Annotated in this window: 12 protein-coding genes; 5 read left to right on the top strand and 7 right to left on the bottom strand. The window is 64.5% G+C overall.

All coding sequences use genetic code 11. The annotated features are described in order from the left end of the window. Positions 1 to 107: 107 nt before the first annotated feature. Positions 108 to 542: a VOC family protein gene (locus tag GGD40_RS32915; RefSeq protein ID WP_179709872.1), complete on the bottom strand. Its 435-nt coding sequence runs from the start codon at positions 540 to 542 to the stop codon at positions 108 to 110. 177 nt (positions 543 to 719) lie between these two features. Between GGD40_RS32915 and GGD40_RS32910 the strand changes: the two genes are divergently transcribed. From GGD40_RS32910 to GGD40_RS32900, 3 genes are all read left to right on the top strand, one after another. Then, positions 720 to 1,595 (top strand): LysR family transcriptional regulator, encoded by an 876-nt coding sequence (locus GGD40_RS32910; RefSeq protein WP_179746465.1) that lies wholly within the window; start codon positions 720 to 722, stop codon positions 1,593 to 1,595. Between the two features lie 186 nt (positions 1,596 to 1,781). Beyond that, the gene (locus GGD40_RS32905) at positions 1,782 to 2,420 is read left to right on the top strand and encodes a LysE family translocator (protein ID WP_179746463.1); all 639 of its coding nucleotides are present in this window, start codon (positions 1,782 to 1,784) and stop codon (positions 2,418 to 2,420) included. 78 nt (positions 2,421 to 2,498) lie between these two features. Further along, positions 2,499 to 2,858: a hypothetical protein gene (locus GGD40_RS32900; protein WP_179746461.1), complete on the top strand. Its 360-nt coding sequence runs from the start codon at positions 2,499 to 2,501 to the stop codon at positions 2,856 to 2,858. 23 nt (positions 2,859 to 2,881) lie between these two features. On the opposite strand, the gene GGD40_RS32895 is transcribed toward GGD40_RS32900, so the two are convergent. The 4 genes from GGD40_RS32895 to GGD40_RS32880 form a co-directional block, all read right to left on the bottom strand. Further along, complete coding sequence (locus GGD40_RS32895; RefSeq protein ID WP_179746459.1) at positions 2,882 to 4,594, bottom strand: SulP family inorganic anion transporter; 1,713 nt, start codon at positions 4,592 to 4,594, stop codon at positions 2,882 to 2,884. 439 nt (positions 4,595 to 5,033) lie between these two features. Beyond that, positions 5,034 to 6,368, bottom strand: a complete 1,335-nt coding sequence (locus GGD40_RS32890) for an MFS transporter (protein ID WP_179746457.1) — start codon at positions 6,366 to 6,368, stop codon at positions 5,034 to 5,036. A 14-nt stretch (positions 6,369 to 6,382) separates the two neighbouring features. Beyond that, positions 6,383 to 7,552: a porin gene (locus GGD40_RS32885; RefSeq protein ID WP_179709884.1), complete on the bottom strand. Its 1,170-nt coding sequence runs from the start codon at positions 7,550 to 7,552 to the stop codon at positions 6,383 to 6,385. Between the two features lie 99 nt (positions 7,553 to 7,651). Beyond that, on the bottom strand, positions 7,652 to 8,842 hold the full coding sequence (locus tag GGD40_RS32880) for a M20 aminoacylase family protein (protein ID WP_179746456.1): 1,191 nt from the start codon (positions 8,840 to 8,842) through the stop codon (positions 7,652 to 7,654). Positions 8,843 to 8,965: 123 nt separating this feature from the next. On the opposite strand from GGD40_RS32880, the gene GGD40_RS32875 reads away from it, so the two are divergent. After that, complete coding sequence (locus tag GGD40_RS32875) at positions 8,966 to 9,919, top strand: LysR family transcriptional regulator (RefSeq protein ID WP_179746455.1); 954 nt, start codon at positions 8,966 to 8,968, stop codon at positions 9,917 to 9,919. A 246-nt stretch (positions 9,920 to 10,165) separates the two neighbouring features. Beyond that, a complete protein-coding gene (locus tag GGD40_RS32870; protein WP_179709887.1) occupies positions 10,166 to 11,023 on the top strand; it encodes a PA4780 family RIO1-like protein kinase in 858 nt (285 codons plus the stop codon). Here GGD40_RS32870 and GGD40_RS32865 read toward each other — a convergent pair. Both GGD40_RS32865 and GGD40_RS32860 read right to left on the bottom strand, forming a co-directional pair. Further along, positions 11,020 to 12,036, bottom strand: a complete 1,017-nt coding sequence (locus GGD40_RS32865) for a LacI family DNA-binding transcriptional regulator (protein WP_179746454.1) — start codon at positions 12,034 to 12,036, stop codon at positions 11,020 to 11,022. The two genes, GGD40_RS32870 and GGD40_RS32865, sit on opposite strands and share 4 nt — an antisense overlap. Before the next feature lie 57 nt (positions 12,037 to 12,093). Then, positions 12,094 to 13,257: an ABC transporter ATP-binding protein gene (locus GGD40_RS32860; RefSeq protein ID WP_179746453.1), complete on the bottom strand. Its 1,164-nt coding sequence runs from the start codon at positions 13,255 to 13,257 to the stop codon at positions 12,094 to 12,096. Positions 13,258 to 13,259: the final 2 nt, after the last annotated feature.

Below are 13,259 nucleotides of genomic sequence, written 5' to 3'. Positions count from 1 at the left end.
GAAACCACGAGACAGGCGCTCAGAACAAATCACGACAAGCAAATACGTAACGTATCTTTCAAAACGGGTTGAGTAGGCAGCCAACCCGCATTACATCCGTAAAAAAACTACTTCGCGAACAACGACGACATATCGGCAAACGCCTTGAATTCCAGCGCATTGCCCGACGGATCGAGAAAGAACATGGTTGCCTGCTCGCCGACTTCGCCCTTGAAACGCACATGCGGTTCGATGATGAAGTCGATGCCGGCCTGTTGCAGTTTGTCCGCGGCGGCCTGCCATTGCGCCATGGACAGCACGGCGCCGAAGTGACGGACCGGCACGGCGTCGCCGTCCACCTTGCTGGTGTGGCGGTGGCCAAGTTCGTCCGGCGCGAGGTGCGCGACGATCTGATGACCGTAGAAATTGAAATCGACCCATGCCTCGGAACTGCGGCCTTCCGGACAACCCAGCAGGTCGCCGTAAAACTCGCGCGCGGCGGCGAGGCTATGGACAGGAAACGCCAGATGGAACGGCGGCAAACTGGTTTCGGCAACGCTCATGATGGGGAAGGCTCGCGGTTGGTATGAGGGATTGAAATGTGACGGGTTGAACTTGCGCTTGCGGCGGGCTGAGACGCGCGCAGCGCCACACCGTTGAAGGCGATTTTAACCATGACCAAAATTGCTTCAAAACGATATATATTTGACCTGACCAACACTAAAATCGATCAATCGATCATGCTGAGCGAACTCAAAACCTTTATCGCCGTCAGTCAGTACGGCACGTTCTCCGGCGCGGGCGCGCGTATTGGCCTGACGCAATCCGCCGTGAGCGCGCAAATGCAGCGGCTCGAGGAAGAACTCGGCTTCGCGCTGTTCGACCGCACCGGGCGCTCCGCCACGTTGAACGACGCGGGCCGCGAAACGCTGACGCTCGCCGAGGAAATGATGACGCTGTACGCGCGGCTCTCGGAACGCGGCGCGGTCGCGGCGGAGAGCGGCATGCTGCGGATGGGCGCGATCGCGTCCGCGCAGGTGTCGTTTCTGGCCGACGCGCTGGCGCGCTTTCGCGACGACCGCCCCGGTTGGCGGATACGCGTCGTGCCAGGCGTGTCGCTGGGCTTGCTGGGCCAGGTGGATTCCGGCGAACTCGATCTGGCGGTGATCATCCGGCCGCCGTTCGCGCTGCCGTCCGAACTCGAATGGCGCTCGCTCGCCAGCGAGCCGTTCGTGCTGCTCGCGCCGAAAGCGCTCGCGCGCAACCAACCCGCCTGGCGCGAACTGCTCAGGAGCGCGCCGTTTATCCGCTACGACCGCGCGTCGTTCGGCGGCAGGCTGGTGGACCGGTTTCTGCGGCGCTCGCGGCTGAATGTGCAGGACGTGATCGAGCTCGACGAATTGCAGGGAATCGTGCAACTCGTCGCGCGCGGCATCGGCGTGGCGTTGATTCCGAAGACGGTCGGGCTCGGCAAGTGGCCCGCCAATGTCGTCGCGCTCGAACTCGGCGACGCGACGTTTCATCGTGAAATCGGCCTCGTGCAGCGTCCGCGGCACAGCCGGCAAGCGGTGGCGGAAGCGCTCGCCGACTGCATCGGCACGGCGGCCGGCGCGTGAGCGATCACGCCAAAACCAACGTCAAGACCAATGCCCACGCGCGATTGTGCTGTTGCGGTCCGTACCAACTGTATCTGTGAGCGTGGCGCGTGAGCGCTCAGAATCGTTGCTCGCGCATCGAGTCGCCTTTTGTCCCCGTGTTCGTGTCGAGCGGCACGGTTTGTCTGCCCCTGAGGTTTAAAACCCATGATCACCAGCAGCTTCGTCACCGCCGATGTCCTGATCGCCTACGGCGCGTACTTCGTCGGCACCGCGAGCCCGGGGCCGAGCAACCTGGCGATCATGTCGCTGGCCATGAGCGCAGGCCGCCGCGCCGCGCTCACTTTCGCGCTCGGCGTGGTGTCGGGTTCGTTCTTCTGGGCGCTGCTGGCGTCGCTGGGGTTGTCGGCGGTGCTGGCCTCCTACTCGGAGTGTCTGGTCGCGATCAAGATTGCCGGCGGACTCTATCTGCTGTGGCTCGGTTTCAAGTCCGCGCGTTCCGCCTTCAGCGCTAGCGCGTTGCCGGCCAACGCGACCCGCCGGAACGAGCCGCCGCAGCGTCTCTATCTGCGTGGCCTGTTGCTGCATCTCACCAATCCGAAGGCGATTCTGGTCTGGCTGTCGATCGTGTCGCTGGCCGTGTCGCCAGCAGGCGGCACCTCGCATACCTTGCCGGTGGTGCTGGGGTGCATGTGCATCGGCGTTTCGGTGTTCAGCAGCTACGCGGTGTTGTTCTCGACCGCGTCGGCACGCCGTATCTATCTGGCAATCCGGCGCTGGCTCGACGGCTCGCTAGCGATCATGTTCGGGATCGCCGGCCTGAAGATGCTGACATCGAAAAGCTAGCCGCGTGCGCAGTGCATGACGCGCAGCGCCGCTCTGCGATACTGTCGCCACGACAAGCAGAGCGGATCCACGAACACAATGAGCGGTAGCGACCATTCCAACCCGGGCGCGCAACGTCCGTCATCGCAGAAGCGGTTTTATCTGGCGGGCGCCGCGGTGCTGATTGCCAGTCTGATCGCCGCGGTGATTCTCTACGCGACGGCCGCGCCGCCCGACAGCGCCGTCTCCCAGTACGGCATCGCCGACCCGCGCTATCAGATCGAATTGCAGCGTATCGGCGGCACGGCGGAAGTGTTGATGGCGCAGCTTCACGACTGGTTCGACGGACTGTGGCACGGCGCCGCGCTCGCTTATACGGTGGCCGTGCTCGGCGTGGTCGTTGCCGGCGCATGCTGCTTTATCGGCCACTTCTTCTTCGACGACGAACCGCCGCGCTAAACGGAACCGGCGAGAACCAGCGCCTAGGTGGCTTCCTTGACGTGCAGGTCCGGCTTATCCACACCGGCCGAGCGCAGCGCCTCGTGCAGGGTGCTGAAAATGCAGCTCGTGTCGATCACCGGCGTGATCCCATGCCGGTCCATATCCGCGCGCAGATATCGGTTTACGCGGGCGAAGATCACCTCGATGCCGCTGGCCTTCAACGCCTCGCACAACTCCCCCACCGAACGCGCCGCCGAATAGTCGAGGTCGGTAATCGCGCTCGCGTCGACGACGAACCAGCGCACCTTGCTCGGCGCGTGATCGATCAGGCGGCGTGTATCGTCGACGAAGAAGTGATCGTTCGCGTAGAACAGGTCGGCGCCGAAGCGATAGACGATCAACCCCGGCGCGGTCTGCATGCCGGGCACGGCCGGCACCGGCACCCAGACGCCGCCGTCGCCGGGCGCGAGAATCATCGTGTGAGGACGGTAACTGTGGCGCACGTGGCGCAGTAGCGAGAGGGCCACGGCGACCAGAATGCCGTGCTCGACGCCGATCAGCACGACCGCCAGCGCGGTAAACACGGCCAGCGTGAATTCGCCCGGACTTTCGCGGCGAATCGAAAACAGCGCCTGCACGTTGATCAGACCGACGGCGATCGTGAAGACGATGCTGGCGAGAATGCAATGCGGCAGATACTGCAAAAAGCGGCTGAAAAACAGCAGCACGACCACCACCACTGCCGCGAACACAACCTGCGCGAACTGGCTGCGCGTGCCCGCGCGATCGCCCATGGCCGTTTGCGTCGGGCTGCCGTTGACCACGAAGGCGCCCGTGAACGCCGCCGCCGCGTTGGCCGCGGCGATGCCCAGCAGGTCGGCGTTGGTGTCGACGGGTTCGTGATAACGCTCGGCGAACACGCGGCTCGCGGCGGCGCTCTGCGCGACGATCATCACGAAACAGGAGGCCGCGACCGGCAACAGATCGAGCATCTGCTGCCACGTTACGGAAGGCATGCGCAGCGGCGGCAGTCCGCCCGCCACCGGCCCGAGCACGGAGATGCCGTGCGCCGCGAAGCCGTAGATATCGCTGGCGGCGATGCCCGCCACGACGGCGAACAGCGGCACCGGCGCACGCGGCAAAAAGCGTTTGCACGCGAGAATGGAGACGACCACCAGCAGCGAAATGCAGAGCGTCGGCAGATGGATCTGCGCCGCTTCGCGCACCACCAGCGCCACTTGCGCGACGCTGCTCGCCGCATGGCCGGGCACGCCGAACATGTCGCCGAGCATGGCAATGCCGACCTGCACGCCGACGCCCGCGAGAAAGCCGACCAGCACGGTGCGCGACAGAAAGTCGGCCAGAAAGCCCAGTTTGAAAATGCGCGCGACGAGCAGCAACGCGGCGGTCAGCAACGCGACCGTCGCGGCGAGCGACGCATATTCGACGCTCGACGCCGGCGCCATGGTGGAGAGCCGGCTCGCGAAGATGGTGGCGGTCGCGGAATCGGCGGCGACCACGAGGTGCCGGGAGGCACCGAAAAACGCAAAGGCGAGCAACGGCAGGAAAACGGTGTAAAGCCCTGCCACGGCCGGCATGCCGGCGATACGCGCGTACCCCAGTACCTGCGGAATATCCATCGACGCGAGTTGCACGCCGGCCAGCGCATCGCGCGCGGCGCCAGCGCGCGTCAAGGGAAGGACGCCCTTCAGCACGCTCATGCGCGCCGTCATACTCGCCAGAAAATCTCGCATACGCGATGCTGCCCCATTCTTGATGGTAATCGCGCATCGTGCCGCGATTCGGCACACAAAGGCAAGACCTGGCGATGAAACGGCTGAAGATAGTCGTGTCAGCCGGCGGCGACCGGCATGACGCGGCACGGCAATCCGGTTTCTGGATTTAGCGCTTGAAGCGGCCCGTGACTGGATCCACGTGACGCGCGAAACTGAACAGCGCGACGATGCAAAGCGGGCAGGCAAAAACGAATGCGGTCAACATCTCGGACCCCGTAACAAATTGTTACTAGCGAGTTTAAGCGAAGCAAAAACAAATCGCAGGAGGGGAAACCGCAAAACACTGTTGCAGATGATTACGAGGCCGTTACGGTGCTGCGATCGCCGACCGCCTCTGGCAGCTCAATCGAAAACGCCGGCGCCACGCAGCCCGCACGCGACGCCGGGCGAACCAGGCCTACGCACCCTGACCGGCTTCCCTGAACAGCAGCACGCCCGCGAAACTCACGAGGCCGCAGACCAGCATGTACCAGGCCGGCGCGTAGAAACTGCCCGACAGGCGCCACAGCGCGCTGACGATCAACTGCGCGAAGCCGCCGAAGATCGTCACGCCCAGCGCATAAATCACGCCGAGCGAGGTCGCGCGCACTTCCGGTTTGAACGCTTCGAGAATCAGAACGAAACCCGCTGGACTGGACGTCGTCATCAACCCGGTCAGCACGAACACGACGAGCACCACCGTGCCGATCGACGGCCAGGTTTTGATCGCGTAGAAGGCCGGCAGCAGCAGCACGAGCGATACCACCGACACCGCGTACAGCAAGGTCTTGCGATGCGGCATCCGGTCCGCGAGACGGCCGGCGAACGGCGAGCCGACCAGCAGCACCAGACCCGCCGTGCAGCCGGCCAGCAGCGAGACGGCCGACGGCATGCCGGTCGTCATCGTGAGGAAGGCGGGTAGAAAAAAGACGATCACGTACATCGTCGAGGTGCCGCCGATCACCAGCATCGTGCCCGCCACGATTTGCCGCCATTCGATACGCGGCTTCGGCGAGGCCGTCTGGGAGGTCGCCATGCCATGCGTTGGCGTTTTCGTTTGCCCCTGCCCGGTGCGCACGGCCGGCAAGGTCTCGTCCAGATGCCGGCGCAGATAGAAACCGAGCGGACCGATCAGCAGGCCGATCAGAAACGGCACCCGCCAGCCCCACGCCAGCAGCGCCTCGTGCGACAGGCAGCGCGACAGCGTCGCCGCGACCAGCGCGCCGGCCAGCGCCGCGCCGCCCTGCGAAGCCATTTGCCAGCTCACCAGCGAACCGCGCCGCCCCGCGCTGCCCGATTCCATCAGCAGCGTGGTGGCCGCGCCCACTTCGCCGCCCGCCGAAAAGCCTTGCAGCAAGCGGCCGAACACGATCAGCGCGGGCGCCGCGAGACCGATCGACGCGTAGGTCGGCGCGAGGCCAATCATGCCGGTGCCGAGCGCCATCAACGACACGGTCAGCACCAGCGCCTGCTTGCGTCCCGCGCGGTCGGCGTACGCGCCGATCACGATGCTACCGAGCGGCCGCACGACGAAGCCGACGCCGAACGTCGCGAGCGACATCATCAGCGCGCCGGCCTCGCTGCCGGCCGGAAAGAACAGCTTGCCGATCAGCGCCGCGAAAAAACTGTAGACCGTGAAGTCGAAGAACTCCAGGCCGTTGCCGAGCGTCGCCGCGACGATGGTCCGGCGCGACGCGCGTGGTTCGGCCGCCTGGCCGGCGACCACGCTTGCATGGGGTTGGATGGCATTCATGGGGAGCATCGCGCCTAGAAGTTGTGATACATGCCGAGCGATACCGTCACCGGTGTCGTGCCGAGTTCCGGCGCGGTGCTGCCGGTTTGCGTCGGCAGCGGGTTGTTGTTCAGCAATACCGTGGAGATGCCGTAATTGCGGATGAACCCGGCGCGCGCATACAGGCCGGTTCGTTTCGACAACGTGTAGTCGTAGCCAAGCATCACGCCGAGCGCGGAGTCTTTCGCGAGTTTGTTCGCCGAGTCGTGCACGCCGGACGTATCGCGATACACCACCGACGCGCGAAACGCGTTGCGCCCGATCGGCCAGATCGTGCCGAGCGTATAGACACGCGCGACGCCGTCGTTGACGAGCTTCGGCGCGTACTGATTGAAGGCGCCCGACAACACGATCTTGCCGGTGTCGTAGACCACACCGAGGCCGTACAGATCGTTGCGCACCGTGCTCGTGCCGTTTGCGCCCCACACCTGGTTGAAGTTGGCCGTCAGATAGGTCGTGCCGTTGTACCACTGCAATAACGCGCCCTGCGCCGCCGCGGTCGGCGCCTGGCCGGCCACGTTGCTGGGCGCGTACATCAACTCGGTGCTGAAGCCCGCGAAGCTCGGCGACAGATAGGTGATCGCGTTGTTCACGCGCGCGGCGAGTTGCGTGGCGCCCGCGCCGAGGTCGCTGTTGTAGCCATAGCCCTTCGGCGTCTGCACGACCGCCGTGCCGAGCCACGTATAGGCGGAGTTGGTGCCCACCGTGCCGAACACGTCGACGAAGAGCGGCAGGCCCGTGCCGATCTGCTTGCCGAAGCGCACGCGGCCATACGTCGACGAATTCAGGCCGACCCACGACTCGCGATTGAAGAACGAGGTGCTGTCCTGCTGCGTGCCGTTGTTGGCGAGAAATCCATTTTCCAGGTTGAACTCGGCGCGCAGGCCGCCGCCCAGATCCTCGCGTCCGAACAGCCCGAACTTCGACGTCCATTCGCCGCCGCTCTGCGTCTGCACCAGCGACCTGCCGCCCACGCTCTGGTAGTTGATGCCCATATCGACCGAGCCGTAGAGCGCCACGCCTTCGCGCAGGCTGCCGTTGAACTCCGGCAGCGCGGACAGCAAGGTCACCTGATACGGTTCGGCGTGCGCCGTGCCGGTCCCGAGCGTCAGCAGTGCCGCGCTCATTGCGATGCATTTCTTCATGGGTCTCCCTCTTTCTCGCTTGCGATTTGTTGTGTGGAAAGTGACGTGCCGGGGGGTGTCGCCGGGCGGATCAGCCGCAGCCTCGGCGAATCGATGCGCTCATCGCGGTGCGCTCAGATAGCGCTCGGTGAGCCCGACGAAATACGCGGCGCCCCAACTAAGCGCCGCGTCGTTGAAGTCGTATGCCGGGTTGTGGACCGCGCAACCGCCGTGAGAGTCGACGCCGTTGCCGAGCACCACGTAGCAGCCCGGCACCACTTCGGTCATCCACGAGAAGTCCTCGCTGCCCATCACGGCATCGGGCATCAGCGTGTAGCCGTGTGGACCCGCGAGCGCTTCGATGGTGGCGATCGCGAGGTCGGCCGCGCCGCGGTGATTGATCAGCGGTCGCGAGATCTGCCGGTAGTCGACCTCGGCGCTGGCGCCGTAGGTTTGCGCCTGCAGGTGCGCAATGCTGCGAATCCGCGCTTCGACCTTGTCGCGTGTTTCGGCGTCGAGCGCGCGGACCGAGAGTTGCAGCGTCGCCGTTTCGGGAATCACATTCGGCGCGGTGCCCGCGTTGAACGCACCGACCGTCACCACCGCTGCGCGGGTCGGCTCGATGTTGCGTGCGACGATCGACTGCAAGGCCAGCACGATGTTGGACGCCGCCACGATCGGATCGCAGCCGAGCTGCGGCATCGCGCCGTGCGTGCCTTTGCCGGTCACGGTGATCGTCACCGAATCGGACGACGCCATCATGCAGCCGTGGCGCAGCGCGAAATGACCGACCGGCAGGCCCGGCGCGTTGTGCAGCGCGAACACCTGGTCGCACGGAAAGCGCGTGAAGAGACCGTCCGCGATCATCTTCGACGCGCCGCCCAGTCCTTCTTCCGCCGGCTGGAAGATCAGGTTCAGCGTGCCGTCGAACTCGCCCTTCGTCGCGAGACGATGCGCCGCCGCCAGCAGCATCGCCGTGTGGCCGTCGTGACCGCACGCATGCATGGTCCGCGCGACCGTGCTCGCGTACGGCAGACCGGTCGCCTCCTGGATCGGCAGCGCGTCCATATCGGCGCGCAGCCCGAGCGTGCGGTCCGACGTGCCGCGTTTCAACTGGCCGACTACCCCCGTGCCGCCGACACCCGTCGTCACCGCATACCCCCATTCGGCGAGCTTGCCGGCGACCAGCCCGGCCGTGCGCGTTTCAGCGAAGCCGAGCTCCGGGTGCGCGTGAATGTCGTGGCGAATCGAAATGAATTCGTGCTCGGTCTCGCGCAGCTCGGCGAGAAGTGGGGGAAAAGACTGCGTCATTCATGACTCCGTTCAAGAAGGCTGCCGTATCGCAACCGTTCGAAGCCAAGCGTAAAGATCCTCGCCCGAAACAAAAAAGCACAAATTTTGATACGCATAACCTGCAGTGTTATCTTCCGCATCATGAAACTTCATCATTTACGGGCGCTGGTCGCGATTGCGTCGACCGGCAGCATCAACGGCGCGGCGAAGGCGCTCTACGTGACGCAGCCGGCCATCACGAAAGCCGTGCGGGAACTGGAGACGGAGTTCGGCGTTCGCCTGCTGGAGCGCAATCAGTGGGGCGTCGTGCCCACCGCCGAAGGCGCGGCGCTGGTGAGCCGGGCGCGCACGGTGGTGCGGGAAATGGAGCGCGCCGAGGAAGACATGGCGCATCTGAAAGGTTTGCGGGACGGCAGCCTGGTGATCGGCGTGACGCCGATTGTCGGTACGACCGGGCTAACCGAGGCGTTCGTCGAATTTCGTCAGCGCTGGCCGCAGGTCACGCTGGAGTTTCGTGAACTCGGTTTCAACCAGTTGCAGGAGCAACTACGCAACCGCACGGTGGATCTGGCATTCGCCGCGTTCGCGCGGCCGGTGAGCGACTCGGGCAACGTCCGGCAGATGGTCGCGTTCGACACCGCCTTCGTGGCGCGCGCGCAAAGTCCCTATGCCAGCGCGACCTCGCTCGCGGCGGTACAGGAAGCGGAATGGATTCACACCGACGTGACGGACAACTACCCCAGCTTTGTCCGCGCGATGTTCGAGCGCGCCGGACTCACGCCGCCGCGGCGGATTACCCGCTGCACGTCGTACGCGCTGTACTACAGCCTGATGGTCAGCACCGACGCCATCTTTGCGTGGACCACCCATTCGCTCGAAGAAACCTCGCTGGGCCAGAGCTTCGTGCGGCTCGCCTTGCCGGTCGCGCCGCCGCCTTTGCGGTTGTACCTGCTGGCGCCGCAGGAGTCGCAGCTGACGCGGCCGGCGGAGTATTTCCTGCACTGCATCGAGCGGGCGCTCGGGCCTTTGCTCAAGGCGCCGCTTGATGACGAAGAGGGTGACGGGCCGCTTTCCGGCACATCGGACGAACCGTAACGTCCGATACTTCAGACACAAGTACGATATTTGCCTAAGGTATCGGACGTTATTTTTCAACCCACTGTCTTTATTTACGCGACGTCGGCGCAGCCATTTGCCGGCGAAACCCGGCGCATTGGCGCGCGCGTTCCGGTCAGGGCCGCCTAACCCTTTATAATCCGGCATGATCCGAATTTCGCTCGATACCCTCCCCCAACCGGCCGCACATGGCCGCCGCGCCGCCTTCCGCTCCAGGGCGGCCGCATGAAAACACCCAAACGTCTGCTCCCGCTGGTCGAAGAAGGCCTGATCGACGAAGTCATCTCGCAGTTGATGAGCGGCAAGGAAGCCACCGTTTACGTGGTGCGCAGCGGCGACTCCATCCGTTGCGCGAAGGTTTATAAAGACGCCAAACAGCGCAGTTTCCGCCAGGCCGCGTCGTATCGCGAAGGCCGCAAGGTCAAGAACAGCCGCGAACAGCGCGCCATGGAAAAAGGCAGCCGCTACGGCCGCGAAGTGCAGGAACAGGCATGGCAGAACGCTGAAGTCGACGCGTTGTTCCAGCTCGCCAACGCGGGCGTGCGCGTGCCGCAACCGTTTATCTGCACCGACGGCGTATTGCTGATGGAGCTGGTGACCGACGCCGACGGCAACGTTGCGCCGCGTCTGAACGACGTGGACATGAGCGAAGCACGCGCACTCGAACTGCACGCCGTGCTGGTTCGGGAAGTGGTGCGCATGTTGTGCGCCGGCATGATTCACGGCGACCTGTCCGAGTACAACATTCTGCTGGCCACCGACGGCCCGGTCATCATCGACCTGCCGCAAGCGGTGAATGCCGCCGGCAATCTCGAAGCGCCCGCCATGCTGGAACGCGACGTGAATAACCTCGCCACGTATTTCGGGCAGTTTGCGCCGGCATTGCTCGAGGCCAGTTACGGCAAGGAAATCTGGGCGCTTTACGAAGCGGGTGCGTTACATGTCGAGAGTGAGTTGACCGGCCGCGTCGAACTGGACACTACGCCGATCGATCTGGAAGCGGTGCTGCAGGAACTCGAAGACACGCGGCTCGACGAAGAAGCGCGTCAGCGCCACGAACAGTCGTTGCGCAGCGGCACCTAAACCGCGCCCGGCGCTGGCCCCACCGACTTGCGCATCGTCACGCTCACCGGAAACTCGCGGAAAACTTCCCACGTGGTCCGGTAGCACTCATTGAGCAGCCACCGTACCGCGTTCTGCGTCAGTTCCGCAGTCGGAATATGCACCGACGTCAGCCCGGGCGACGCATAAGCGGCCGAGTAATCGTCGTCGTACCCAATCACCGACACTTCGTCCGGCACCGCCACCCCGGCCTCGTGCAGGTACGCGAGCGCGCTCACCGCCATCGTGTCGTTCGCGCAGAACAGCCCTGTAAAATGCCGCGTCGTGTCGAGCAGCTTGCGCGTGGCGGCGTACCCCCCCTCCGGCGAGAAATCCGATTCGATCAGCGTGACGTCCTCGCGCTTGATGCCTTCACGCGCCAGTTCGGCGAAGAAACCCGCGAGCCGGGTCTGGTTGTCCGACGCGCTGAACGGCCCTGAAATTACCGCGATATGGCGGTGTCCGTGATCGAGCAGTGTGCGTGCGGCCAGCTCGCCGCCGCGCCGGTGATCCGCGCAAAATGACGCCTCCGGCAACTGATCGAACGCGCGGTTCAGAAACACCATCTTCGGATGCATCTTGTGCAGCATGATCAGGTCTTCGTCGTGCAGATCGTGGCTGATCACCACCACGCCATCGCAATCGCGGCCGATCAGAAAGCGCACCGCTTCCATGGCCTGCTCGCGCGGCGACACTTCCCCGCAGCCGGTCGCCACCACCACGTGACGGCGCACCGCGCGTAGTTCGGTATCGGTCTGTTTGAGAATCGTGCCGTAATACGAGCCGAAGAAAGTCGGCACGAAAATGCCGACCATGCCGAGCGACTGCGTTGCCATGGCGCGCCCGATCGACGACGGGCGGAAGTTCAGTGTTTCGATAGCCGCGTTCACGCGGGCGGCCGCATCGGCCGAAATCGGCCCTTTGCCGGAAATGGCGCGCGACGCGGTCGACATGCCCACGCCGGCGAGTGCCGCGACATCTTTGAGGGTAGCCACGCGGATCTCCGTCAAGCCCTGTTGTATTCGAGAGCGCCGTTAGCGTCGCAAACCGCGCTATAACCGCTCGCCCCCCGCTTCGTCGAACAGCGAGACCTGTTCGCTATCGAACGAAAACGCGACCGTGTCCGCGAGCGCCACCGGTGTCTTCGTCTGATCGATCGAGGCGACCTGTACGCCATGATAGTCGAGCCAAATGACGCGGTGGTTGCCCATCGGCTCCACCAGCGAAACTTTTGCGCGCTCGCTCAGGCCCGCGCCGACCTTGACGTCTTCGGCCCGCACGCCGAGCACGCAGGGCAACGCTTGCGCGGGTGCGTGTTTGAACGGATACGCCGACACCTCGAGCCGCCATTGCGGCGTGCAGAAGTACACCGCGCCGTCGCGCGTCTCCATCGTGCCCTTGAGCAGGTTCATCGCGGGCGAACCCAGGAAGGTCGCGACGAACAGATTGTCGGGCCGAGCATAGACTTCGGCGGGCGTGCCGAACTGCTGGATCACGCCGCCGCGCATCACCGCCATGCGGGTAGCGAGCGTCATTGCCTCGACCTGATCGTGCGTCACGTAGATCATCGTCGCGCCCAGGCGCTGATGCAACTGCTTGAGCTCGCGGCGCAGTTCGGTGCGCAATTTGGCGTCGAGATTCGACAGCGGTTCGTCGAACAGAAACACGTCCGCTTCGCGCACGATCGCGCGGCCGATCGCCACGCGCTGCCGTTGGCCGCCCGAGAGCTGCGCCGGTTTGCGCTTGAGCAGCGGGCCGAGTTGCAGCATTTCGGCGGCACGCGCCACGCGCCGTGCTATCTCCGCCTTCGGCGTACCGTTGATACGCAACGCGAACGACAGATTCCGCTCCACGCTCATGGTCGGATACAGCGCGTACGACTGAAACACCAGTGCGATGCGGCGATCTTTCGGATCGGCCCACGTCATGTCTTCACCAGCAATTTCGATGCTGCCGTCGCTCACGTCGATCAGTCCGGCAATGCTGTGCAGCAACGTGGATTTGCCGCAACCCGAAGGGCCGAGCAACACCACGAACTCGCCGGCACGCACGTCGAGATCGAGATTTTCGATCACGGTGTTCGCGCCGAGGCGGATGGTGAGATTGCGCACCGCCACGTTGGCCGGATTCGTGAGACCCGCCGCGTCGGCCATGTCCGCCGTGCCTGTTGCGTCGATGGCGTCCGTCATGTCAACCGTATTCGCAAGATTTGCCATAC

Source organism: Paraburkholderia bryophila (assembly GCF_013409255.1).
In the GTDB taxonomy this organism is placed as follows: Bacteria; Pseudomonadota; Gammaproteobacteria; order Burkholderiales; family Burkholderiaceae; genus Paraburkholderia.
Note: the sequence above shows the minus strand (reverse complement) of the source record. Positions and strands in the feature narration are given on the sequence as shown.

Excerpts from the sequence above, each read along its gene's own strand:
- GGD40_RS32860 (WP_179746453.1), bottom strand. The coding sequence starts at position 13,257 with ATGGCAAATCTTGCGAATACGGTTGACATGACGGACGCCATCGACGCA.
- GGD40_RS32875 (WP_179746455.1), top strand. The coding sequence starts at position 8,966 with ATGAAACTTCATCATTTACGGGCGCTGGTCGCGATTGCGTCGACCGGC.
- GGD40_RS32910 (WP_179746465.1), top strand. The coding sequence starts at position 720 with ATGCTGAGCGAACTCAAAACCTTTATCGCCGTCAGTCAGTACGGCACG.
- GGD40_RS32905 (WP_179746463.1), top strand. The coding sequence starts at position 1,782 with ATGATCACCAGCAGCTTCGTCACCGCCGATGTCCTGATCGCCTACGGC.
- GGD40_RS32890 (WP_179746457.1), bottom strand. The coding sequence starts at position 6,368 with ATGAATGCCATCCAACCCCATGCAAGCGTGGTCGCCGGCCAGGCGGCC.
- GGD40_RS32885 (WP_179709884.1), bottom strand. The coding sequence starts at position 7,552 with ATGAAGAAATGCATCGCAATGAGCGCGGCACTGCTGACGCTCGGGACC.
- GGD40_RS32880 (WP_179746456.1), bottom strand. The coding sequence starts at position 8,842 with ATGACGCAGTCTTTTCCCCCACTTCTCGCCGAGCTGCGCGAGACCGAG.
- GGD40_RS32915 (WP_179709872.1), bottom strand. The coding sequence starts at position 542 with ATGAGCGTTGCCGAAACCAGTTTGCCGCCGTTCCATCTGGCGTTTCCT.
- GGD40_RS32895 (WP_179746459.1), bottom strand. The coding sequence starts at position 4,594 with ATGCGAGATTTTCTGGCGAGTATGACGGCGCGCATGAGCGTGCTGAAG.
- GGD40_RS32870 (WP_179709887.1), top strand. The coding sequence starts at position 10,166 with ATGAAAACACCCAAACGTCTGCTCCCGCTGGTCGAAGAAGGCCTGATC.
- GGD40_RS32900 (WP_179746461.1), top strand. The coding sequence starts at position 2,499 with ATGAGCGGTAGCGACCATTCCAACCCGGGCGCGCAACGTCCGTCATCG.